This is a genomic window from Gemmatimonadota bacterium (genome assembly GCA_009835325.1).
In the GTDB taxonomy this organism is placed as follows: domain Bacteria; phylum JAAXHH01; class JAAXHH01; order JAAXHH01; family JAAXHH01; genus JAAXHH01.
On record VXWP01000109.1, the window covers coordinates 1 to 21,571 of the forward strand.

At 61.1% G+C, this 21,571-nt stretch carries 20 protein-coding genes, 1 tRNA gene and 1 pseudogene; 2 read left to right on the top strand and 20 right to left on the bottom strand.

Annotated features, from left to right (window positions below; all coding sequences use genetic code 11):
- Nucleotides 1-154: 154 nt before the first annotated feature.
- Complete coding sequence (locus F4Z81_14720; protein MXW06300.1) at nucleotides 155-1,612, bottom strand: hypothetical protein; 1,458 nt, start codon at nucleotides 1,610-1,612, stop codon at nucleotides 155-157.
- 170 nt (nucleotides 1,613-1,782) lie between these two features.
- Here F4Z81_14720 and F4Z81_14725 point away from each other — a divergent pair, with 170 nt between their 5' ends.
- Nucleotides 1,783-2,760, top strand: coding sequence for an alpha/beta hydrolase (locus F4Z81_14725; GenBank protein ID MXW06301.1), 978 nt, complete (start codon nucleotides 1,783-1,785; stop codon nucleotides 2,758-2,760).
- Between the two features lie 3 nt (nucleotides 2,761-2,763).
- Here the strand turns inward: F4Z81_14725 and F4Z81_14730 are convergent, their stop codons facing one another.
- The 12 genes from F4Z81_14730 to F4Z81_14785 form a co-directional block, all read right to left on the bottom strand.
- Nucleotides 2,764-3,108, bottom strand: coding sequence for a phage holin family protein (locus tag F4Z81_14730; GenBank protein ID MXW06302.1), 345 nt, complete (start codon nucleotides 3,106-3,108; stop codon nucleotides 2,764-2,766).
- A complete protein-coding gene (locus F4Z81_14735) occupies nucleotides 3,105-3,557 on the bottom strand; it encodes a dUTP diphosphatase (protein MXW06303.1) in 453 nt (150 codons plus the stop codon). The genes F4Z81_14730 and F4Z81_14735 overlap by 4 nt, the downstream gene beginning before the upstream one ends.
- A 7-nt stretch (nucleotides 3,558-3,564) precedes the next feature.
- The gene (locus F4Z81_14740) at nucleotides 3,565-4,866 is read right to left on the bottom strand and encodes an insulinase family protein (GenBank protein MXW06304.1); all 1,302 of its coding nucleotides are present in this window, start codon (nucleotides 4,864-4,866) and stop codon (nucleotides 3,565-3,567) included.
- Between the two features lie 103 nt (nucleotides 4,867-4,969).
- The gene (pnp, locus tag F4Z81_14745) at nucleotides 4,970-7,054 is read right to left on the bottom strand and encodes a polyribonucleotide nucleotidyltransferase (GenBank protein ID MXW06305.1); all 2,085 of its coding nucleotides are present in this window, start codon (nucleotides 7,052-7,054) and stop codon (nucleotides 4,970-4,972) included.
- A gap of 120 nt (nucleotides 7,055-7,174) precedes the next feature.
- Nucleotides 7,175-7,444: a 30S ribosomal protein S15 gene (rpsO, locus tag F4Z81_14750; GenBank protein ID MXW06306.1), complete on the bottom strand. Its 270-nt coding sequence runs from the start codon at nucleotides 7,442-7,444 to the stop codon at nucleotides 7,175-7,177.
- Between the two features lie 77 nt (nucleotides 7,445-7,521).
- Nucleotides 7,522-8,451 (bottom strand): bifunctional riboflavin kinase/FAD synthetase, encoded by a 930-nt coding sequence (locus tag F4Z81_14755; GenBank protein MXW06307.1) that lies wholly within the window; start codon nucleotides 8,449-8,451, stop codon nucleotides 7,522-7,524.
- A complete protein-coding gene (gene rbfA / locus F4Z81_14760) occupies nucleotides 8,448-8,885 on the bottom strand; it encodes a 30S ribosome-binding factor RbfA (protein ID MXW06308.1) in 438 nt (145 codons plus the stop codon). The genes F4Z81_14755 and rbfA overlap by 4 nt, the downstream gene beginning before the upstream one ends.
- Before the next feature lie 17 nt (nucleotides 8,886-8,902).
- Nucleotides 8,903-9,184: a DUF503 domain-containing protein gene (locus tag F4Z81_14765; GenBank protein ID MXW06309.1), complete on the bottom strand. Its 282-nt coding sequence runs from the start codon at nucleotides 9,182-9,184 to the stop codon at nucleotides 8,903-8,905.
- 7 nt (nucleotides 9,185-9,191) lie between these two features.
- Nucleotides 9,192-11,453, bottom strand: coding sequence for a translation initiation factor IF-2 (gene infB, locus F4Z81_14770; protein MXW06310.1), 2,262 nt, complete (start codon nucleotides 11,451-11,453; stop codon nucleotides 9,192-9,194).
- A 4-nt stretch (nucleotides 11,454-11,457) separates the two neighbouring features.
- Complete coding sequence (locus F4Z81_14775) at nucleotides 11,458-11,808, bottom strand: 50S ribosomal protein L7 (protein ID MXW06311.1); 351 nt, start codon at nucleotides 11,806-11,808, stop codon at nucleotides 11,458-11,460.
- Complete coding sequence (gene nusA / locus F4Z81_14780) at nucleotides 11,805-13,064, bottom strand: transcription termination factor NusA (protein MXW06312.1); 1,260 nt, start codon at nucleotides 13,062-13,064, stop codon at nucleotides 11,805-11,807. The genes F4Z81_14775 and nusA overlap by 4 nt, the downstream gene beginning before the upstream one ends.
- 18 nt (nucleotides 13,065-13,082) lie before the next feature.
- Nucleotides 13,083-13,565, bottom strand: a complete 483-nt coding sequence (locus tag F4Z81_14785; protein ID MXW06313.1) for a ribosome maturation factor RimP — start codon at nucleotides 13,563-13,565, stop codon at nucleotides 13,083-13,085.
- Nucleotides 13,566-13,811: 246 nt separating this feature from the next.
- On the opposite strand from F4Z81_14785, the gene F4Z81_14790 reads away from it, so the two are divergent.
- Entirely contained in the window at nucleotides 13,812-14,561 is a 750-nt protein-coding gene (locus F4Z81_14790) for a recombinase family protein (protein MXW06314.1), read from the top strand.
- A gap of 70 nt (nucleotides 14,562-14,631) precedes the next feature.
- Here the strand turns inward: F4Z81_14790 and F4Z81_14795 are convergent.
- The 7 genes and pseudogenes from F4Z81_14795 to F4Z81_14825 form a co-directional block, all read right to left on the bottom strand.
- Nucleotides 14,632-14,705, bottom strand: a tRNA-Arg gene (locus F4Z81_14795).
- Between the two features lie 43 nt (nucleotides 14,706-14,748).
- Nucleotides 14,749-16,212 carry a tRNA (N(6)-L-threonylcarbamoyladenosine(37)-C(2))-methylthiotransferase MtaB gene (mtaB, locus tag F4Z81_14800; protein ID MXW06315.1) on the bottom strand — a complete coding sequence of 488 codons (1,464 nt, stop codon included), beginning with the start codon at nucleotides 16,210-16,212 and terminating at the stop codon, nucleotides 14,749-14,751.
- Between the two features lie 428 nt (nucleotides 16,213-16,640).
- Nucleotides 16,641-18,338 (bottom strand): annotated as a pseudogene (locus F4Z81_14805) (30S ribosomal protein S1).
- A gap of 238 nt (nucleotides 18,339-18,576) precedes the next feature.
- Complete coding sequence (locus F4Z81_14810; protein ID MXW06316.1) at nucleotides 18,577-19,299, bottom strand: rRNA pseudouridine synthase; 723 nt, start codon at nucleotides 19,297-19,299, stop codon at nucleotides 18,577-18,579.
- Nucleotides 19,286-19,936: an SMC-Scp complex subunit ScpB gene (scpB, locus tag F4Z81_14815; GenBank protein MXW06317.1), complete on the bottom strand. Its 651-nt coding sequence runs from the start codon at nucleotides 19,934-19,936 to the stop codon at nucleotides 19,286-19,288. The genes F4Z81_14810 and scpB overlap by 14 nt, the downstream gene beginning before the upstream one ends.
- 46 nt (nucleotides 19,937-19,982) lie before the next feature.
- Nucleotides 19,983-20,729 (bottom strand): segregation/condensation protein A, encoded by a 747-nt coding sequence (locus F4Z81_14820; protein ID MXW06318.1) that lies wholly within the window; start codon nucleotides 20,727-20,729, stop codon nucleotides 19,983-19,985.
- Nucleotides 20,714-21,253 carry an HNH endonuclease gene (locus F4Z81_14825; GenBank protein MXW06319.1) on the bottom strand — a complete coding sequence of 180 codons (540 nt, stop codon included), beginning with the start codon at nucleotides 21,251-21,253 and terminating at the stop codon, nucleotides 20,714-20,716. The genes F4Z81_14820 and F4Z81_14825 overlap by 16 nt, the downstream gene beginning before the upstream one ends.
- Nucleotides 21,254-21,571 lie beyond the last annotated feature (318 nt).

A 21,571-nucleotide genomic window follows, 5' to 3' on the forward strand; every position in this document is an offset into this window, starting at 1 on the left:
ATAAGTTTATAATTTGTACATCGTCCAATCAATATTGTACAAACCCATTCCTAATTGTACAACAGTATGGACACATTCTCTGGGTTTGTGGCTCCCAACGATATAACGTCGTTCACAGACCGTAACGGAACATTCCCGAACGCATCCAAAATGATTATTCAACTTCCAGGGAAGCATAACTCCATTCATCCAGCGGGGTAAGTTGCACACTGAATGAGTCTTCGAATTCAAACCCGACCCCGAAGGGACTCGTCGTAACGCTCTCCATGTCGATCCGGCCCTGGCGGATACGCATGCGCGGAAAGCCGTCCGTATGCAGGTCGAACAGATCCGGATGGCATTTCACCACCTTTTCCTGTATGTCATCGGGCCAGACCGATATCCCTTTGAAATAATGGTGGCTGTTTCGCTCGCTGTGGTCAACCCCTAATGTGGCCAACACCGCTAGATCCTGCATCAGGGCGATCGGTGCGATGTTGGAGAGGTCTTCGCTCGTCAACACGTATTTATGCTCTGGTTGCCGATTCGACCGGTACTTCAGATAAGCCGCGTTGGAAAGGCCTTTGAACACGCCTTTACAGTTCTTGTAACTCGTTCCCGCGTAACCGATCTCCACAGCCTTTGCCACGTCGCCTATGTCGCCGTCGGATTCGTCGATGATGAATGGGGGACGGTCCGGCCAGGTCCGGAAGTGCCTTCTGACCTCGTCATCCAGCGCGATATTGCGGTGCAGGGGCTGTTCGATGCAGATCAGACGCTTCAGAAACCCGGTCAGATCGCGGTCCGCCCGCAGTGCTTCCCAGAATGACCGGAACGATTCCATGTCGCCGTAGTTCTCATTGCCGTCGAGAGTAAATGCGTAACGGTCCAGGCGCTCGCCGATGATCGCTGCCGTCTGCTTCAGGCGGCTGAAATCCCGTGCTTCATCGCCGAACAGCTTGATCTTGAAGTAGGAAATGCCATAGGTATCGATGACATCGTCCAGCGACTGGGGCAGCCCATCATTGCACAGCTCCTCTGCCGGAATGTCCGGCCGGGTCAGCGGGTCTCCCAGCCCCACGGTATGGCGCACGTTCGTGACAGTGATCGGGGCGTCGGGCAGCACATCGGCCGGTTCCAGGCCCTTCAGATTCGGGTTGAAAGCGTCCAATCGGAGGCCAAAGGCGTTTGCGCGCATCGCCTGGCCGAAATCCGTACCCTGCAGGCGGCAGAAAGCCTCTATCATGGCCCTTTCCACCATGCTGGTGCCCAGGCCCCACAGGAGGGGCGCGAAGCCGCGTTCGGTGCCCCAGGACTTCTGTGCCTCGTACAGCTTCCGCCATATGGCGAACGGATCGGACGCAGGGCCGATGGTCAGCGCGGCGTCGCTGGCGTGCCGGATGACGGCGATCATGTCCCCCACTTCTTCCTCGAGGGACGTCTCTGGATTCTTTGTGAACCATTTCGGGGGAAGATGGTCGGCGGCGTATCCCTTTCCGGTCCGGCCGTCTACTTCGAGTTCCATGCCGAGTACCAGGTGCGGCACGGCCGTCATGGTCGATATACCGAATTTGAAGGGCATGCGCGTGCGCATGTTCTGGATGCGAAGGTCGATTTCTTTGATCTGGATCATTCTGTTCTCTCTACGTCCTTTGATTCTGTCGAGCTCGCACCGCTGACTCGAGCCGCGCGTGCGGCGACCTGATCATCGGACCAGGCCAACTTGGAAGCCTATTGATAAAAGCCGATGAATCTGCTGTCAAGGACAGTGTCATATTGTAACCCTGCTGGAATGGGGATATATTGTCTCGTAGGGGAATGGGACCAGGAGGTCCGAATCGAGATCCACTGTTAAAGGAAGCTGTTTTGACCGTACCCCCGGCAATCTGGGAGATACCCGAGCCGCTGTCCACTGACCGCGTCAAGGTGGACGACGACGCCGTCATCGTCCTGAGACGCCACGGGAATCCAGCAGGCCCCCGGCTTGTCCTGAGTCACGGAAATGGCCTCGCAATAGACCTCTACTACCCGTTCTGGTCACTACTGGCCGCCGGTTTCGACCTCGTGGTCTATGATCTCAGGAACCACGGATGGAACGAAGTCGGAGCCCTGGAGAACCATCGTTTCGATGCTTTTTCCCGCGACCACGACAGCGTCTTCGTTGCGATCGAACGGCTTTACGGCGTGAAACCCACGGTGGGCGTCTTCCACTCCATTTCTGCCCTGGCCGCCATGCACCTGCCATCGAGAGGCAGCCACTACTCCGCAATGGTGCTGTTCACGCCGCCGCTGTGCAACAAGGGCCCGAGATACGGGGAGTTCGAGCAGCGGGCGGTGCGAACGGGAAACATGCTCAGCGTGAGGGAGCCGTGGTTTCGGGCCCGGGAAGAACTCGCCGAGCTACATGCCAACCTGCATTACTTCCAGCACGCTGTGCCGGGTGTTTTCGATCTCGTTGCCAGGACGACCCTCAGGGCGTCAGGGACGGGACAGGGTTACGAGCTCCGATGCCCGCGCGAGTACGAAGCGCAGATCTGGTATGAAGCCTCTCAACCTGCGGTGTCTGTGGACTTCGCCTCCCTGCGGTGTCCCATCCGGATCGTCGGATCGGACCCCGCCCTGGATCCGAACCGTCCGAAGTTTGACTACAGCGCCGCCGCAGGCGTCGACTATGAGTTCGTGCCCGGAACGACACACTTTCTGCAGCTCGAGAAACCGGAGGAGTGCGCGGCGGTGATGCTGGACTTCCTGAGCCGGCAGGGCTTTGTCGAGAGCCCGTGATTGTCAGCTCTTGCTCTTGATCAGCCCGTTCAGCAGGGCCACGACGACCGAAATGATAAGCGACGCGATCAGGGCGTCCCAGTAGCCGCCCACGTCGAACCCGTTGACGAGCCAGGCGGCCACGTACAGCATGGCCGCGTTGATGACGAGGAGAAAGAGACCCAGCGTGAGCATGCTGATGGGCAGGGTCAGGAGGACGATGACGGGCCGCACGATCGTATTGATGAGGGCCAGGACGACGGCCGCGATGATTGCGGTGGTTACCGAATCGACCTGGATGCCGCTGTACACGTTGGTCACCAGCAGTATGGCCAGGGTCGTCAGGATCATTTTCAGGATCATGGTTATCTTCCCGTGTGGCCGTATCCGCCTGCGCCGCGACCGGTTTCATCGAGGCGGTCGACCTCTTCGAAGACGACGAATGGTACGGTGGCGATGACGAGCTGGGCGATTCTTTCCCGGTCGCTTACGCTGTACGGCAGATCACCGAAATTGAAGAGAATCACCTTGATCTCTCCGCGGTAGTCCGAATCGATCGTGCCCGGGCTGTTCAGCACCCCGATCTTGTGATTGAGCGCCAGGCCGCTCCGGGGGCGTACCTGCCCTTCGTATCCCGGGGGCAGTGCGATGGCGTATCCCGTCCCGATCAGTTCGAGCTGTTTCGGCGCGATTTCCACCGGCTCGTCGACACAGGCGTACAGGTCGAGCCCCGCGGATCCGGGCGTCATCCTTCGCGGCGCCGGATGCACTCTGTCCGGCCGGGTCGAGGCGATGGGTATGACGACGGGCGTGCTCATGGGACGCTCACAGGGCGATTTCGCTTTCCGACAGGGGACCGACGGCCGTCAGGTACGTGTTTTCCGGCGAGAAAATGGTCTCGGCCAGTTCGGCGATATCTGACGTGGTCACTTCATCCAGCTTCCTTACGATCTCGTCCACGCTGGTACAGGTGTTCTCGTAGATTTCCGCCCTCGCAAGCCGGTTCATCACGCTGCCGGACTCCTCCAGCGACAGGTACAGGCTGCCGGTCAGCTGGGACCGCGTATCCCGGAGCTCTTCCTCCGGCACGGGTTGCTCGCACAGCACCCGGCACTCCTGCCGGATCAGGTCGACCGTACGTTGCGCGTCCTTCGGGTCCACGCCGGCGCTGATGCAGATCTGGCCGGTATCCCGGTAGAAATCCAGGTCCGAGTAGATCGAATAGGCCAACCCGGCCTCTTCGCGGATCTTCTGAAAAAGGCGCGAGGTCATCCCGCCACCCAGCAGGGCGTTCAGCAGGAACAGGGCGTACTTCGACGGATGGCCGTACGGCAGGGCGACGCCCCCCAGGCAGAGGTGTACCTGGGCGATGTCCTTGTTCAGCACCCGCTTCTTGTGCCGCTTACTGCGTCGCGTCGCATCGAGACCCACGTCCGCGGCGTCGACGTCCGCGTCGACATCCGTACCCGCATGCTGCCTCTCCCCGGAGAAATCGTACTGTTCCCGCACGAGATCGACCAGGGCCTCGTGGTCCACGCTGCCCGCCGCGATGACGTATGTACAGTCGTTCCGGTAACGGGCTGCAAGGTACGCAACGAGGTGGTTTCGCGTGAAGGACGTGACGGACGGCGCGTTGCCCAGGATCGGCCGGCTCAGGGGATGGGGCTGCCAGATCAGGTTGGCGTAAAGCTCGCTGACCAGGTCTTCCGGGTTGTCTTCGAGGCCGTGTATCTCCTCGATGACCACCATCTTTTCCTTCTCGATCTCATGGGGGTCGAACTTCGAGGACTGCAGCAGGTCGCCGATCACGTCCACGGCGACGGGCAGGTGGCTGTCCATCACCCGGGCGAAGTAGCAGTTGAGTTCCCGGCCGGTAAAGGCGTTGAGGTATCCGCCGAGGCTTTCGATGCTCTGGGCGATCTGGAACGCGCTGCGCTTCTCGGTGCCCTTGAACACGGCGTGTTCGAGAAAGTGGGCGATTCCGGGCTTCTCCGCGGGTTCGAACCGCGTGCCGGACCACACCCAGACGCCCATCGTCACGGAACGGACGTGCGGCATGTGCTCCGTAACCACCCGGATGCCGTTGGGAAGCACGGTTTTTCTGGTACGGTCGGTGGATTCAGGCAAGGGAGGATCGTACAGGTAAGACCGCCGCCATGGCGCCCGGAAGGGACGATTCCCACGGCGGCGATGTTCGGATCATACTGGCGGTTAGCTTCGTTCGCTCCGGTCAGTTCGCGGCGAGCACCTGCTTCCGGCTCAGCTTGACTTTGCCCTGATCATCGATATTGATGATCTTCACGGTCACCTCGTCGCCTTCGTTGGTCACGTCCCGCATGGAATTCGTCCGGTGGTTCTCCCATTCGGAAATGTGCACCAGGCCGTCCTTGCCGGGAAGGATCTCCACAAAGGCGCCGAAATCCACGATCCGCTTGACGGTGCCCTGGTAGACCTTGCCGATCTCGGGCTCCTCCGTCATGCTTTCGATGATCTGCTTGGCCTTCTCGCCGGCAGCCGCGTCGACGGCGGCGATCGTGATCGTCCCGTCGTTCTCGATGTTGATCTGGGCGCCTGTCTCCTCCTGGATGCCGCGCACCACCTTGCCTCCCGGACCGATCACGGAACCGATCTGATCCTGCTTGACCTGTACGGTCAGGATGCGGGGGGCGTAATCGGAGAGTTGCGTCCGCGTCTCGGCGATGGTCTCGGCCATCTTGTCCAGGATGAATATCCGCGCCGTCTTGGCCCGGGCGAAGGACTCGCGGAGAATCTCCTCGTCGACCGCCATGACCTTGACGTCGAGCTGCACGGAAGTGATACCCTCGCGCGTGCCGGCCACCTTGAAATCCATGCCGCCGAGGTGGTCCTCCACGCCCTGGATGTCGGTCAGGTACTGGGGCTTGGGGTCGTCCGGGATCAGGCCGATGTTCACCCCGGCGACGGGGCTCTTGATGGGTACGCCCGCGTCCATCAGGGACAGGGTCGCGCCGCAGACGGTGGCCATGGACGACGAACTGTTGGATTCCAGGATTTCGGAGACGATGCGGATGGTATAGGGGAACGCGTCCTCCGACGGGATCACGGGTGCGATGGCGTGTTCCGCCAGCGAACCGTGGCCGATGTCGCGCGGCCGGGGTCCCCGGGCCATGCGCACTTCCCCGACGCTGTACGGCGGGAAATTATAGTGCAGCATGAAGGACTTCAGCGAATCGCCTTCGAGATCGTCCTGCTTCATCTCGTCCATCTTGGATCCCAGGGTCGTCACGGTCAGGCTCTGCGTTTCGCCACGGGTAAAGAGCGCCGATCCGTGGGTCCTCGGCAGCACGCCGACTTCCGACCAGATGGGCCGGATATCGTCCATGCCCCGGCCGTCGACGCGCACGCCTTCGTTCTTGATCATGTCATGCATGTCGGCGCTCTGCACGTCCCGCACCAGGTCGCGAATGATGTTCTCGCTGTCCGGATAGGCTTCCGCCAGCTCTTCGACGGCCAGGTCGGCCGCGCGGCCGAAACAGTCTCCGCGCGCCTTCTTCTCCCGGGTCCGGTTGCCCTCTTGCACGAGGGGAAGGGCGATCTCGCGCACCTTGTCGGCGAGCTCGGCATCCGTCTTGGGCGAATCGTACGACCGCCGCTCCGGCGCGCCGACCATCTGGCGAAGCTCCTCGATCTTCTCGATAACCGCCTTGATGTTCTCGTGGCAGAGCAGGATCGCATCGGTCAGGTCGTCTTCCGAGATCTCGTGGGCGCTGCCTTCCAGCGACATGATGTGGTCCGGCGTGCCGGTCACCACGAAATCCAGGTCGCTGTCCTCCAGGTCGCTGTAGGTCGGATTGACGACGAATTCGCCCTCGACCCGTCCCATGCGGATGGCGGCCAGCGGCGCCTTGACGGGAATGTCCGAGATATGCAGGGCCGCGGCAGCGCCGATGACGCCCAGGATGTCGTGGTCGTTTTCCATGTCCGTCGACAGCACGATAATGGAAACCTGCGTCTCGTAGAAGTAGTCCTTGGGGAATAGGGGACGGATGGCATGATCGACCTGCCGACCGCTCAGGATCTCTTTCTCCGAAGGAGGTCCTTCTCTGCGAAGCCGGGCGCCGGGAATGCGTCCCGCCGCGTACATCCGCTCGCGGTAGTCTACCATCAACGGAAGGTAGTCGCGCCCTTCCACGTACTTGCTTTCTGAAACGACGTTGGCCAGAATCACACTCTCGCCATACTGCACCCATACGGATGAATCCGCCTGCTTGGCGACCTTACCGGTTTCGAGGGACAGCGTCCTGCCAGCCAGTTCAAGTTCTACACGATGAGCCATAATACTTGGTCTTCTCCTTAAATCGTCGACAGATGGCGGTCTGTGCCGCCACCAGTGGGTCGTACATCATCAATGGAACATACTTCATCAGTAAATCTTACTTCATCGGGTCCTGTCCGTCTATCCGCGGATACCCAGATCCTTGATCAGTTTTCGATACCGATCCAGGTCATTCTTGCGCAGGTAGGAAAGCAGCCGGCGCCGGCGGCCAACGATCTTGAGCAGGCCGCGCAACGAATGGTGGTCTTTCTTGTGGACTTTGAAATGCTCCGTCAGCTCGGTGATCCGGGCGGTCATGAGGGCGATTTGCGCCTCGGGCGATCCCGTATCCTTCTCGTGACGTCCGTGATCGGCAAGGATCTGCTCTTTCTGTTCTTTCTCAATGCTCACTAACGATCTCCTTGAATGGATTGACTGTGACCGGTTCCCTGGTGGCCCGGGGGCGCCACGGGCGCCGCCCGTTTCGATCACGCTTTCAACATGTTGTACGTCGTATATACGTCCTTTGAAATCTGGTCTTTGAGCGCTTCGACGGTCTCGAACCTCTTCTCGTCCCGGATACGCTCGACGAATTCCACCCGGATGGACTGGTTGTAAAGGTCCCCTTCGAAATCCAGGATGTGCACCTCGCAGTGTTCGACCTCCTGGCCGAAAGTGGGCCGGACGCCGATGTTCATCACGCCGTTGAGCACCCTCTCTCCCAGGCCCACGCGAACCGCGTATACCCCCCGCCTGGGGATCAGGGTGTCGGGATCGTGCGGTTCCAGGTTTGCGGTGGGAAACCGCAAGGCGCTCCCTCGTCCGTCCCCGCGGATCACGGTGCCGGTGATCGAGTAGGGATGGCCGAGCAGTCGCTCGGCGTCGTGGATTTCTCCTTCTGACAGGACAGCTCGGATCCGGCTGCTGTTTACCGGGCTCCCCTCCACCTGAATCGGTTGTACGACATGGACCGCAAAACCGTATCGCGCGCTCAGCCGGTCCAGCAGCAACCGGTCTCCCCGTCCGTGTCTTCCGAAATTGTGGCTGTAGCCTACGACGATCTCCCGTATATCCAGTGTGTCTACATACGACGCTTTAACGTAGGATTCCGCCTCGATCCGGGCAAACGCGTCCGTAAAGGGGATGACGAGCACGGTATCGATTTCGAATTGCGACAAAAGCTCCAGTTTCCGGTCCGTCGGCGTCAGAATCGGCAGTGACGGTTTTCTGCCGACGACCAGTTGCGGATGTGGATCGAAGGTCACGACCATGCAGGGAGCGCGCAGGGCTTCCGACCGGTCTATCGCCCGCTCGATGATTACGCCGTGCCCCAGGTGGACCCCGTCGAAGTTGCCGACGGCGATTACGGCCCGGGGATAGCGGGTTGCGGCTTCCTCAACGGAGCGAAGGACCTTCATCGGCCTTCGTCGTCTCCCTGGTCCGCCTGTATCCGGTCCGCCGGCACATGGTCCGCCTTTACTTGGTCCGCCTGGCTACCGGATTCGTTGTCCGTGGTTTCTATGCTCCTCATGACATTGGAAATACGCTGTGCGTAGTCGAACGACTCGTCGTACCGGAAGAGCAGTTCCGGAATGTGCCTCAGCTTGATCCTCCGGCCGAGCTGCGTCCGTATATACCCCTTCGCCCGTTCGAGTCCCTCCAGACTCGCTTTCTGATCCTCCTGCGTACCGAGCACGCTGAAATAGACCCGCGCGTGCCTAAGGTCGACCGAAACGTCCACGGAGGTCACCGTCACGAATCCGATTCGGGGGTCCTTCATCTCGTGCTGAATGATCTGGCTGACTTCCTGTTTGACCAGGTCAGCCACCCGTGCCGTTCGACGGTGTGCCATTTACCGCTCCTGGGCCCCTAGTACCACTCGAATGTGTGATCCAGTACCAGCAGCCTGGGTTCCGCCTGGACCAGATTCAGCACCTGCCGCAGCGTCCGGTCGACGTAACCTTTCTCTTCTGAAACCATCGCGAGTCCCAGGGTGGCCCGCTGCCAGAGCGACTGGTGCTCCACCTCGGCGACCGACACGTTGAATCGATTTCGGATCCGGTCCTTCAGCCCCTTGATCACCTGCCTCTTGGCCTTCAGCGAGCGGCTCTCGGGCAGAAACAGGTCGATTCGGCACAGCCCTACGATCATGATTCAATCAACGCGTCTGCAGTTGCCGGGCGACTTCCCGGGTCTCGTAAACCTCGATGGTATCGTCCTGCTTGATGTCCTGGAACCCGTCGACGGTCAGCCCGCATTCGAATCCGGATTGAACTTCGCGAACGTCCTCCTTGAACCGGCGCAGCGATCCGACCGTACTCTCGTAGACGACGATTCCGTCGCGAATGAGCCGGATGTTGGCGTTTCGGGTCACGTTGCCGGACTGGACGTAGCAGCCCGCGATCGTTCCCACGCGCGGCGCCCTGAAAATCTCTCTCACTTCCACTACGCCCACGACCTGTTCTTCGATATCCGGTTTCAACATGCCTTCCAGGGCGTCCGTGACGTCCTGGATGACACGATAGATGATGTCGTACAGGCGTATGTCGACTTTCTCCCGCTCGGCCAGCGCCCTCGCCTGGGCGTTGGGCCGTACGTGAAATCCGATGATGATGGCGTTGGACGCCGTGGCGAGCAGGACGTCGGATTCGTTGATGGCCCCGATGCCGGTGTGGATGATCCGTATCTTGACCTCGTCGTTCTCGAGGCGCAGCAGCGAATCGCTCAACGCTTCCACGGAACCGCCCACGTCGCCCTTGACGATGACGGGCAGTTCCTGGATCTCGCCTTCCTTGATCTGGTCGTATATGTCTTCCAGGGTGATCGGCCTGGCCTGGCGGAACTCGTGCTCCCTGCGCATCTGCCGGCGCCGGTTGCCGATTTCTCTCGCCAGCGATTCCGATTCCACGACGGCGAAGGAGTCGCCGACCTGGGGCATGCCCGAGAATCCCATGATCTGAACGGGTACCGACGGTCCCGCGTCCCCGATCCGCGCGCCTCTTTCGTTGAGCAGCGCCCTGACCCGGCCGCTGAACTGGCCCGCCACGAAAGCGTCGCCGACGCGCAGCGTGCCCTGCTGGATGAGGACGGTGGCGAGCGTTCCGCGGCCGCGGTCCAGTTCCGCCTCCACGACCACGCCCTGCGCCCGCCTGTCGGGGTTCGCTTTCAAGTCCAGCATCTCCGACTGCAGCAGCACCATTTCCAGGATGTGGTCCACGCCCGCTCCGGTCAGGGCCGACACTTCGCAGGCAATGACGTCGCCGCCCCAGTCTTCCACGAGAAGACCGCGCTGGCTCAGTTGTTCCTTGATGCGGTCGGGACGGGCCGTTTCGAGATCCATCTTGTTCAGCGCGATGATGATGGGGACTTCGGCGGCCTTGGCGTGGTCGATGGCCTCGATGGTCTGCGGCATGACTTCCTCGTCCGCCGCGACCACAAGGATGACGATGTCGGTCACCTGCGTGCCCCGGGCGCGCATGGCGGAGAAGGCCTCGTGACCCGGTGTATCCAGGAAAGTGATCTGCCCGCTTTCCAGGTCGACTTCGTAGGCGCCGATATGCTGCGTGATGCCCCCGGCCTCGCCGGCGATCACGTTGCTCTTGCGGATATAGTCGAGGAGGGAGGTCTTTCCGTGGTCCACATGTCCCATGATGGTGACGACCGGGGGACGGGACACGAGGACGCCCTCGTCCTCCTCTTCTTCTTCTTCGATATATTCGAGGCCGTACTCGGACTGCTCTTCGATCTCGAAACCGAACTCGGACGCGACGGTCATCAGGGTATCCATGTCCAGCCGCTGGTTGATCGTGATCATGAGTCCGAGTTGCAGGCATTTCGAGACGATTTCCGTCGGGGTGACGGAAAGATGCTCGGCCAGCTCACCGGCCGAAATGAACTCGGGTACCCGTATGACGCTCAAGGCCTCGTCGTCGGCTTCCCCCTCTTCCCGGTCGCCCCGGCGCCGGCGGCGGCGCGTGCGGGTGCTGTCCATCTGCGCGATGGTCCGGCGCACGCTGGCTTCCACTTCCTTCTGGTCGACCTTCGCCTTCTTTTTCTTCTTGGATCGGCGGCGGCGCCCGCGTACGTCCCCATCACCCTTTTCCACCCGGGTGGTGGAGGCTCCGTCCTTCCTGGCCGGTTTTCCCGCTTCGGCCTTCGGCCGGGCCCGGCCCGGACCCTCCTTCACGGCCTTCGGCTTGGGTTTAGTCTCCGACGCGGCCATCTTCCTCTTGCGGTCCTGTTCCTCCCGGGCCGCCAGTTTTTCCTGCTCGAACCGCATGTTGACGTCGAGGACCATCTTCTCGTCCATGACGCTCATATGGCTCTTGACCGTGTGGTTCAGATCACGAAGCATCTGGACGAGCGCGTTGCTCGATATGTTGTACTGCTTGGCTACTTCGTAGATTCTCTTTGACGCCATAAGTCTAATCGTTTCCTTCCGGAGACGCTTTCTTCAACATTCCGCTCGCCAGGTGCCGGTCCGAAATGGACAGCACCGCCATGGGCGCACGGTCCAGGCACGCGCCCAGTTCCAAACGGGTATGACATTCGAGTACGGGTACGCCCCGGGCACCGGCCAGTCTTCTGAAAGAACGCTTCGTCCCCTCGGAGGCATCCCCGGCCAGGATGACGAGCCGGGACTTCCCGCCGTGAATGGACTTCTTGACGGCTTCCGCGCCTCCCCTTACCTGGCCGGCGCGCACGCCGAGGCCCAGGAGTCCGGTCACGGAGGGTTGATCAATTCGCTGCGTCACTGAAGTTCCCCTGCTTTTCACTGAACCGCCGTCATGATTTTATCGGCCGTCACGCCGCCGATCCCGGAAATTTCCTGCAGGTCGTCGGCGGTGGCCTGTTGCAGGGACTCCACCGTCGTGTAGCCGGCGTCTTCCAGCTTCTGGCGCAGCTTCTCGGAAATGCCGTCGATATCGGCGAGCGACCCGGCTTCTTCCCCTTCGCTGTCGTCCGCGCCGAAGGTCTCGGAAATGAGCTGCTTCTCGAGATCGGAGCGCTTGATCAGGTCGATGTTCCATCCGGTAAGCTTGACCGCGAGCCGGGCGTTCTGGCCCGCCTTTCCGATGGCCAGAGAGAGTTGGTCATCCTCGACGACCACGCGCATGTCCTTCTTCTCGATGTCCAGGATCTGCACCTGGGCCACTTCGGCGGGACGGAGTGCCTGAGTCACGAAAGCCGACGGATCGTTGCTCCACGGCACGATGTCGATCCGCTCGTTGTTGAGCTCGCGGACGACCGCCTGTACCCGCGTGCCCTTCATGCCCACGCACGCGCCGACGGCGTCGACCCGGTCGTCGTGTGAAAGGACGGCGATCTTGGACCGGTCGCCCGGCTCCCGCGCGGACGCCTTGATTTCCACGATACCCTCGTGGATCTCCGGCACCTCCATACGGAACAGCAGTTCCAGGAAAGCCTCGCAGCTCCGCGAAAGAATGACCTGCGGGCCCTTTATGGCGTTCTGCACGTCGAGGATGAAGGCGCGGATGGTCTCGCCCTGCCGGTACCTTTCCCGCCGTATCTGCTCGCGCCACGGCAGCAGCGCCTCGGTGCGCTCGATCTTGACGATGATATTGCCGCGGTCCACCTGCTGCACGCTGCCGATTACGATCTCGTTGACCCGGTCCTTGTACAGCTCGTAGACGTTTTCACGCTCCGCCTCGCGTACGCGCTGCACGACGACCTGCTTGACCGCCTGTATCGCGTTGCGGCCGAACTCATCGAAGGCCAGGGCCTGCTCGACGCTTCCGCCCAGTTCCGCCTCCGGGTCGATCCCCTGCGCAGTCTCTAGACTGACCTGCGTCTCGGGATCCTCCACCTCGTCCACGACGTCCCAGACCGCCGCCATTTCGATCGTCCCCAGCTTTTCGTCGATCCGCACCTGAACGTTGTCGTCGCCCGTGCCGAACCGCTTCTTGGCCGCCGTGATCAGGCCGGTCTTCACCGTATCCCAGACCACATCACGCTCCACGTTTTTCTCTCGTATGATCTGCGCCAGCGCCTCAATGACCTCGTAGTTCATTACCTGGTGCTCCCTCTCCTAACCATTGTCCCAACCATGTTCCAGTTCCCGGTGGGCTTTCCGGATGCTTGCGACGGGTATGCGATGCTTCTCCCCCTCGCAGACGATTTCTACCGTACCGCCCTCGATGCCTTCGAGCAGGCCTACCCGCGTGACCGATCCGCCGTTCCCGTCCGCGGATACGACCTTGATCCGCTTTCCCAGGGCCCTGCGGAAGTCTCTTTCCGTCTTGAACGGCCGGTCCAGACCGGGTGAGGAAACTTCGAGCGTATAGCGGGACGGAACGGGGTCTTCCAGATCGAGCAGGCTGGACAGTTCGCGGTTTACCTGCGCACAGTCGTTGATCGTAACGCCGCCCGGCTTGTCGATCAACAGCCTGAGGACGTAACTTCCCTGCCTTCCCGCCAGTTCCAGATCCACCAGTTCGAACCCGGCTTCGTCGACGATCGGACCGGCGAGCGACGAGACGATCCGGACGATCGAATCGCGGTCAGTTTCCATCGCGTAATTTCGAGTTCCAGCACGAAAAACACACAAAAAAAAGCGGGCACTACTTCGCCCACTTCTGCAGCACCACTCTAATATATGGGGGCACATTAAACCAAGCAAGCAAAAAGTTTTACGTCGATTCCCGGCCCGTTCCGGGCGGCCTGAAAAAAAGTCCTTGGATCACGAAAAGACACAAAATATGTTTAGTCCTGAAGGAACAGGTCAAACGCACGGTCCAGACCGTCCAGGAGACACCGGATGAACAAGGCGGTTTGCTATATCAGGGTCGGTTCGATGGAGACCCGGAAGCATCCCTTTCGAAGGGCGGACCAGGAGAAACGGCTACGCGCCTACTGCGCGGAAAACAACCTCGACATCATGCTGGTGATCCGCGATATCCGTGTCGAAGCGTTCATCCCGCTCGAGGAGCGTCTGGGCGGCCGGGACCTGGTCGATACGATCGAATCGAAGGGCATCCAGCATGTCGTCATCTGGCGGCTCGACCGTCTGTTCAGATCCGCGGCGGAAATGTCGGGCTGCCTCGCGGCCTGGTCCGGCGAAGACATCGCGTGCCACGTGCTTGACCTCGACGGCCGGTCCGTCCGCACCGACCAGGAACCGGGCAAGCTGGTCATGAGCACGCTCAACGTGCTCGCCGGAATGGCCCACGACCTGCCGGCCGAGCGGACGAGGAACCGGATACGGCTGAAGAAGAACAACCGGTTCGTCTATGGCGCAGTCCCCTACGGTTACGACCTGTCCGGCAACCAGTTGGTGCCCAACGCCAGGGAGCAGGAGATTATCCGGAAAGTGAAGCACTGGCGGACCGAAGGCAGGAGCCTGCGCAGCATCGCCGAGGAACTCAACGGGATGGGGATCCCCACCAAGCGCGCCGCGTCGATTTCACGGGAAACCCGATGGTACGCGTCCACGGTCCGGTACCTGCTGAAAAACGAACTCTACCTTGCCGAAGAAGAGGAAGACGGCCCGGCCGGGGAAAAGGACTGAACCGGGGATAAGCTGGACTGGACCGGGACGAGTAGATCTGGACCGGGGGAAGGGCTGAACCCGGGGGATATACGCCAGAGAGGATTCGAACCTCTGACCTACGGCTCCGGAGGCCGTCGCTCTATCCAGCTGAGCTACTGGCGCAAGACTTTCCAGCCCGCAATATAACGGGCGAATGCTCCGCCTGTCAATCCAATTCAAGGGTGGCGTCTGCAACGGGAACCCGGCCGATCGCGCCCCCAATTGCGGGTACAGTGTCGTTGGCTCCGGCGCCCCGGGCGTCGGGTACGGAGAGCCGCCCGGTCGCGCCCCGGGCGTCGGTCGCGTCTACTTCCACTTCGACGAAGGTATTCACCTGCTCCGCCCGTCCCTCGAACCAGCATCTCAGCCCGTGGTCCGTCCGCCCGGTCATCATTCCTTCATCCGATTCCTCCTCGACCAGCACGAGAAGCTTCCTGCCCCTGAATCGGCTGTTATAGGCCGCTGATTTCCGATCGCTCAACGTTCGAAGCAACTGGCTCCGTTCCCGTGCCGTCGGAGGCGGCACCTGGTCCGGCATGCGGGCGGCGCGGGTATGATCCCTTTTGGAATAGGAGAACACGTGGAAATACGCGTAGGGCTGGCGGTCCAGCCAGTCGTACATGCGTTGAAAGGAGGCGTCGGTTTCCCCCGGGAATCCGACCATGACGTCGGCGCCGATACAGATATCCGGCACCGCGTCGACCAGCCGTTCGACCACCTCCCCGGCCTGACCGGCCGTGTAGGTCCGGCGCATGGCCCCAAGCAGTTGGTCGTCGCCGTGTTGCACGGCCAGGTGCGTGTATCGGCAGAGCCTCGGCGCGTGGTTCCCGAACAGGTCGATCAGTTCCCCGTCCACCGCCGTGGGCCAGATGGAACTCAGCCTCAGGCGGGGCAGCGTGGTCCGTTCCAGGATCTGTCGAACAACGTCGTTGAGCGTGACGGGCGTAGGCAGGTCGGTGCCGTATTCTCCGAGATGCACGCCGGTGAGCACGATCTCGGCGTAACCTCTGTCCACCAGGGTCTGAACCTGGCGCATCACGGCGTCTGGAGGCAGGCTTCGATGCCGGCCGCGGGCCCAGGGAATGATGCAGAACGAGCAGAATTGATCGCAGCCGTCCTGGATCTTCAGCGTAGCCCGCGTTCGGTCTTCAAAGGCGGAGACGTCGAGACGCTCGTCGAATTGCGCCATCTCCGCCCTGCGGGTCACCCGGGAGGAGGGAGGGTCACCCGCGCGCATCGTCAGCACGTGGTCGACGAGATCGCCCTTTTCCACGTTGCCGAGGACGAGGTCCACGCCCTCGATTTCCAGGAGCTGGCCGGGATTCGTCTGGGCGTAACAACCCGTGGCGACGACGATGGACGTCGGACCGCGCCCGGTGGTCCGCATGGCCCGCACGGTCCGGACGGCCCGGCGAAGCGCCTGCCGGGCAGACGCATCGGCCTGGTTGGTCACCGTGCAGGTATTGACGACGTAGACATCCGCGGGTCCGTTGAAGGGCACGACATGAAAGCCCCGCAAAACGAACTGCTCGCGAATGGCCTCGGTCTCGTATTGATTCAGACGGCAGCCGAGCGTATGCAAGGCTACCGTCGGCGTATCATGCGCCGGGGCCAAGCCAGGTTGAGTCACGAAAGACCTCTGTCCCGCTGGTCACGGACGGGTGTTTATCCGTCCGCTTCCCCGGTTTTACCGGTGTCCTCGGCTTTGGCGGTGACCTCGGCCTCGGCGGTTTCTTCCGGCTCTGCCGTTTCCTCCACCTCGGCGGTTTCTTCCGTCTCTGCCGTTTCCTCTGCCTCGGCGGTCTCCTCCTCGGCGGCGTCCTCTACCTCGGCGGTTTCCTCCACCTCGGCGGCGTCCCCAGTCGCGGCAGCATCCTCTGCCTTGGCGGTTTTCTCCGCCTTGGAGGCTTTCTCCGCCTTGGCGGTGTCCTCGGCCTTGGCGGCCTCGTCTTTGCCAGCCTCTTCTTCAACGGCCACTACATCGCCGATCACGGTACCCGCCACGGGGTGCTTGCTCAGGTAGTCGTCGATTTCAGCCCGTTCCCTGTCGCGGAAGTAGGCCTTCACGCTGAGCACGACCCGGCGGTTCTTCCCGTCGAATTCGATGACCTTCAGCGGGATTTCCTCGCCTTCCTTGAAAGCATCGCCCGGCCGCTTGATCTCCGGATGATTGAGCTGCGAAATGGGGACGAATCCCTCCACTTCGTGTGAAAGCTCGACGACCACGCCCCGTTCGAGAAGCCGGATGATGACCCCCGTCGTCTCGGTGTTCACCGGATAGACCTCGGCAAGCGAGATCCACGGATCCTCGGAGACCTGCTTGATGCCGAGGGATACGCGCCGGGCTTCGGGATCGATGTTGAGGACCATCACGTCGATCTCTTCACCCTTCCTGACGACCTCGCTGGGGTGCTTGATCCGCCGCGTCCAGGACATGTCGGAGATATGGACCAGCCCGTCAATGCCCTCCTCGATTTCCACGAAGGCGCCGAAAGCGGTGATGTTACGCACGCGTCCACGAACCATGGCGCCCACGTTGTACCGCTCGTTGAGCGACAGCCACGGGTCCGGCTGGGTCTGCTTCATGCCCAGGGAGATCTTCTCATTCTGCTGATCCACCTTGAGGACCATGGCGTCCACGTTCTCGTTGACCGTCACCATCTTCGAAGGGTGGGTCACGTGCTTGGTCCAGGACATTTCGGAGATGTGGATCAGTCCCTCGACGCCCCGTTCGAGTTCCACGAAGGCCCCGTAATCGGTGATGCTGACGACCCGCCCCGTGATGCGCGTACCGACGGGGTATTTCTCCTCGACGTTCGCCCAGGGGTAGGGCTCGAGTTGCTTGAGACCCAGCGAAATCCGTTCGCGTTCCCGGTCGAATTCCAGGATGGCCACGGTAATCTCGCTGCCGATCGTCACCAGTTCGGAAGGATGGCCGATGCGTCCCCAGGAGATATCCGTGATGTGCAACAGTCCGTCGATGCCGCCAAGATCCACGAAAGCTCCGAAATCCGTGATGTTCTTGACCACGCCCTTACGAACCTGGCCGCGGTCGAGTTCGGCGATGATGGCCTGCTTCTGCTTCTCCTTCTCAACCTCGAGCACCACGCGACGGGACACCACGATGTTCCTGCGGCTCTTGTTCAGCTTGATGATCTTGAAGGGAAGTTTTTCTCCGATAAACTGGTCCAGGTTCGGCGTCTGCTTCAACGCCACCTGCGAACCGGGCAGGAAGGCATCCACGCCGAACAGGTCGACCACCAGACCGCCCTTGATGCGCCTCAGGATCTGGCCCTCCACCACGGCGCCTTCCTCGTGGGCGTCCTTGATCTTGTCCCAGACCTTCATGAAATCGGCTTTTTGCTTGGACAGAACGAGCTGCCCTTCCTGGGCTTCGATATCCTCCAGGAAGACCTCGATGTCCTGGCCGATCTCGAGTTCGTCGGGGTCCGTGAACTCGGACAGAGAGATCGCGCCTTCCGACTTGAACCCGACGTCGATGATGACTTCGCCGTTCTCGATCGCGATGACCTGGCCGGGAACGATCTCGCCTTCCACGATGTCCTTCAGGGTCTCGTCATACATCTGGAACATCTGTTCGTATTCTTCGAGTTCCTGTTGATTCAGGTCCTGCTCGTCCACCCACTTGGGCAGCCGGTACGGACGCTTCGGGGAAGCGGGTTCCGTTTCAGCGGCCGGCTTGGCGGTTTCCGCCTCCTCGGCGGTTTCCGTTGCTACGGCCGTCTCCGTCGCCACGGCGGTGTCCGGCTCGGCGGAAGGCTCCGCCGGCCCGTCCTGCTCCGAATCCGTTGCGGGTGGTTCCGCGGATACCTCTTTAGCCGCCTCCGCGAGTTCGGCGGGTGAAGAAGACGCCTCGGTCTCCTCGACCTCGGTGGTCTTCGGTGAGTCCTCTGACATGTCACTCCTCCTTGATGGATGAAAAACACGGACCGCCGACACATCCGGAACGGTCCGCCCGAACAAAAAACGTCCTTCAGCCGGCCATGGAGCTCACCGGCTCAAGTTCCTCGATTTCTCCGTGGGTCAGCGTGCGCCATTTCCCGGCGGGAAGGCCGCCGTCGGCCAGTCCGCCCAGTCGCACCCTGATCAACCGCATCACGGGATGCCCCACCATATCGCACATTCTTCGGATCTGGCGCTTGCGACCCTCGTGCAACACGATCGAAAGCCAGGTGTCGCTCTCCGTGCGCCGGATCGATTCCACGCCGGCCTTCGCCGTGGTCCTGCCGTCCAGCACAACGCCTTCTCTCAGCCTTTGCAGCGTGTCTTCCCGCGGCACGCCCTTTACGAGGACGTGATACTCCTTTTCACAACGGAAACGCGGATGCATCAGCTTGTTTCCCAATGCGCCGTCGTTCGTCAGGAGCAGCAGGCCCTCCGAGTCCCGGTCCAGCCTGCCGACGGGAAAGACGCGTTCCGGGATGTCCCGGATCAACGAGGCCACCGTCGGCCGGCCGAAGGGATCGCTCAACGTGGTCAGGTATCCGGCCGGCTTGTTGAGCAGGTAACATTTCCGGTCCGCCGTTACCTCCAGCGTCCGGTCATCGACCGTCACGATATCCGAATCGGGATGGACCTGCGTGGCCAGGGAAACGACCGTCTCGCCGTTCAGTTTGACCCGGCCGGCCGCGATCATCGCCTCGCTGTGCCTCCGCGAGGCGACGCCCGCCTGGGCCATGTATCTATTCAGTCTCATCGGTGGACACTATTTTCTCATCCGTTCCGTCCGGCGGACTGCCTGACTGTTTAGGCCGCGCGAACAACGATGGGTCCAGCTGTTCTTCCACTTCGTCCAACTCGATATCCTGGTCCTTCAACAGTTCGTTCAACTCGTCCAGCTTGGGCAGGTCCGACAGTTTGTTGAGCCCGAAATACCGGAGGAAATCGCCCGTCGTCGCATAGAGAATCGGTCGGCCGACGCCCTCTCCACGGCCCGCGATGCGTATGAGGTTACGATCCAGCAGCGTCCGAAGCACGCCGTCGACGTTCACCCCTCGGATGGCCTCCACCTCGGACCGGCTGATCGGCTGCTTGTACGCGACGATCGACAGGCATTCCAGGGCGGCCTGGGTGAGCCGCGACGGGATCCTGCCCCGGTAGAGCCGGCGAATCCATTTCGCGTAATCCACCTTGCTGCTGAGCTGGTAGCCGTTGGCCACGTGCCGGATTTCGAAGCCGTGGCCGCCCTGCGCGTACTTCTCGTTCAGGGCTTCGATGCACCCACCAATCAGGTCCTCGCCCACGTCGTCCATAATGCGGCTGAGTTCGGTCAGGCTGAGCGGGGCGTCGCTGGCGAACAGCACGGCTTCCGTGATCGCGCGGTATTCGTCCAGCTGCGCCTCGTCCATGATCAGTTTCTTCTGCATGCCCCGTGCTCCCTCATGACGAGGTACTTACCGAACCGGAAAGGGTCAGCCAGATCTCGCCCAGCGTATCGGTCTGCTCGAAAACCACCCGGTTCTGCCGGATCAGTTCCAGCAGGGCCAGGAAGGTGATGATCAGGAAGGGCCGGGAGAGATCCTCCTGGAAGAGTGCACTGAAGAACAGGTTCTTCTGTCGCTTCAGGTGATCCAGGATATCGTCCATCCGGTCCTCGATCGACAGGGTCTCCCGTTCCACAGTCCGGTCGAAATCGTCTTTTGCGCGGTCCAGCGTGAACTTGAAGGCCTGCAGCAGGTCCCAGAGATTCAGGTTGCCCGCCAGCCGGGTATCGAGCGTTTCCACGCCGTTCAGGTCCTCGTCCGGGTGCTCCGCGGGAGGATGGTAGAACACGTCGGCGTTGCGGTCCTGGTGCTCGTTCAGCACGCCGGCCGCTTCCTTGAACTGCCGGTATTCCAGCAGGCGCTGCACGAGTTCTTCCCGCGGGTCCGCGCCTTCCTCTTCCTCCTCTTCGGACCTGCGGGGCAGGAGCATCTTCGACTTGATGCGCAAGAGCGTCGCCGCCATGAGCAGGTACTCGCTGCCGACTTCGAGATCGAGCAATTTGAGCAACTCGAGATACTGAAGGTACTGCTGCGTGACCAGCGAGATGGGAATATCGTAGATATCCACCTCGTGTTCCCTGATCAGGAACAGCAGGAGGTCCAGCGGTCCTTCGAAGTGTTCGAGCCTTACCTGGTAGGCCATAGCAATTCTTCCGGTTGTTCGTTCTTCAGAAACAAGTAGGGCCGCCAGGAATGATGGTGGATTCCAATGAAGTCTCGAATAAAGTGTATCCTGGTGGGCGCCTTGGGCTTGCGCCGCAGCGCCATATTCACCTCTTCCGGCAGCCTGTCCCCCTTCTTGTTGTTGCACCGCTGGCAGGCGCAGACCATATTCTCCCAGCTGTCCCTACCGCCAAGGTACCTGGGCAGGACGTGATCCACGGTAAGGGGGCCCCTCGTCGTGCTGCAGTACTGGCACTGGTGGCCGTCGCGCTTGAGGATGTTCTTGCGCGACAGCATGATGCCCTTGCTGGGTATGCGGACGAAGTTCACGAGCCGGACGATACTTGGCCGGTCGAACAGCGAGTATACGCCCCGCACCGGGTCCGCATATTTGTCAATGATCTCCGCCTTGCGCAGAAAAACGAGAATGACCGCCCGTCTTGCCGTACATACACTCAAAGGCTCGTAGTTCTGGTTCAGAACGAGGACATGTTCGCTTACCATGCCTTGCACGCCTTTCCGAGACCCCTGTTCCTCCCTTGCGAAACGATCCTGAACCGGTTACGGGAACGATCCCCGCTAAACCTAGACAATGTAGATTTATCAAGGGCTTACGTCAATAGTTTTCTTAGCGGATACGGGCGGGAGGAACGGAGTTTCAGGCACGGTGCCGGTCTGTAGCTTCGCGGCAATTTACGGCTTGATTCCTGACCGGTTCTGGTTATTGTAAGATACGGTTTCGGTTTGTGGTTGTTTATCGTGTTTTAAAGCCAGGGAAACACCAGTCATGAACGTACGTATTAACATACCCATCAATAAGAT

What these genes read in the sequence shown, in the direction of transcription:
- nusA (MXW06312.1), bottom strand. Translation starts at nt 13,064, where the DNA reads ATGAACTACGAGGTCATTGAGGCGCTGGCGCAGATCATACGAGAGAAA.
- F4Z81_14820 (MXW06318.1), bottom strand. Translation starts at nt 20,729, where the DNA reads ATGGCCTACCAGGTAAGGCTCGAACACTTCGAAGGACCGCTGGACCTC.
- F4Z81_14790 (MXW06314.1), top strand. Translation starts at nt 13,812, where the DNA reads ATGAACAAGGCGGTTTGCTATATCAGGGTCGGTTCGATGGAGACCCGG.
- rbfA (MXW06308.1), bottom strand. Translation starts at nt 8,885, where the DNA reads ATGGCACACCGTCGAACGGCACGGGTGGCTGACCTGGTCAAACAGGAA.
- infB (MXW06310.1), bottom strand. Translation starts at nt 11,453, where the DNA reads ATGGCGTCAAAGAGAATCTACGAAGTAGCCAAGCAGTACAACATATCG.
- F4Z81_14755 (MXW06307.1), bottom strand. Translation starts at nt 8,451, where the DNA reads ATGAAGGTCCTTCGCTCCGTTGAGGAAGCCGCAACCCGCTATCCCCGG.
- F4Z81_14735 (MXW06303.1), bottom strand. Translation starts at nt 3,557, where the DNA reads ATGAGCACGCCCGTCGTCATACCCATCGCCTCGACCCGGCCGGACAGA.
- F4Z81_14810 (MXW06316.1), bottom strand. Translation starts at nt 19,299, where the DNA reads ATGAGACTGAATAGATACATGGCCCAGGCGGGCGTCGCCTCGCGGAGG.
- F4Z81_14720 (MXW06300.1), bottom strand. Translation starts at nt 1,612, where the DNA reads ATGATCCAGATCAAAGAAATCGACCTTCGCATCCAGAACATGCGCACG.
- pnp (MXW06305.1), bottom strand. Translation starts at nt 7,054, where the DNA reads ATGGCTCATCGTGTAGAACTTGAACTGGCTGGCAGGACGCTGTCCCTC.
- F4Z81_14825 (MXW06319.1), bottom strand. Translation starts at nt 21,253, where the DNA reads ATGGTAAGCGAACATGTCCTCGTTCTGAACCAGAACTACGAGCCTTTG.
- F4Z81_14765 (MXW06309.1), bottom strand. Translation starts at nt 9,184, where the DNA reads ATGATCGTAGGGCTGTGCCGAATCGACCTGTTTCTGCCCGAGAGCCGC.
- F4Z81_14785 (MXW06313.1), bottom strand. Translation starts at nt 13,565, where the DNA reads ATGGAAACTGACCGCGATTCGATCGTCCGGATCGTCTCGTCGCTCGCC.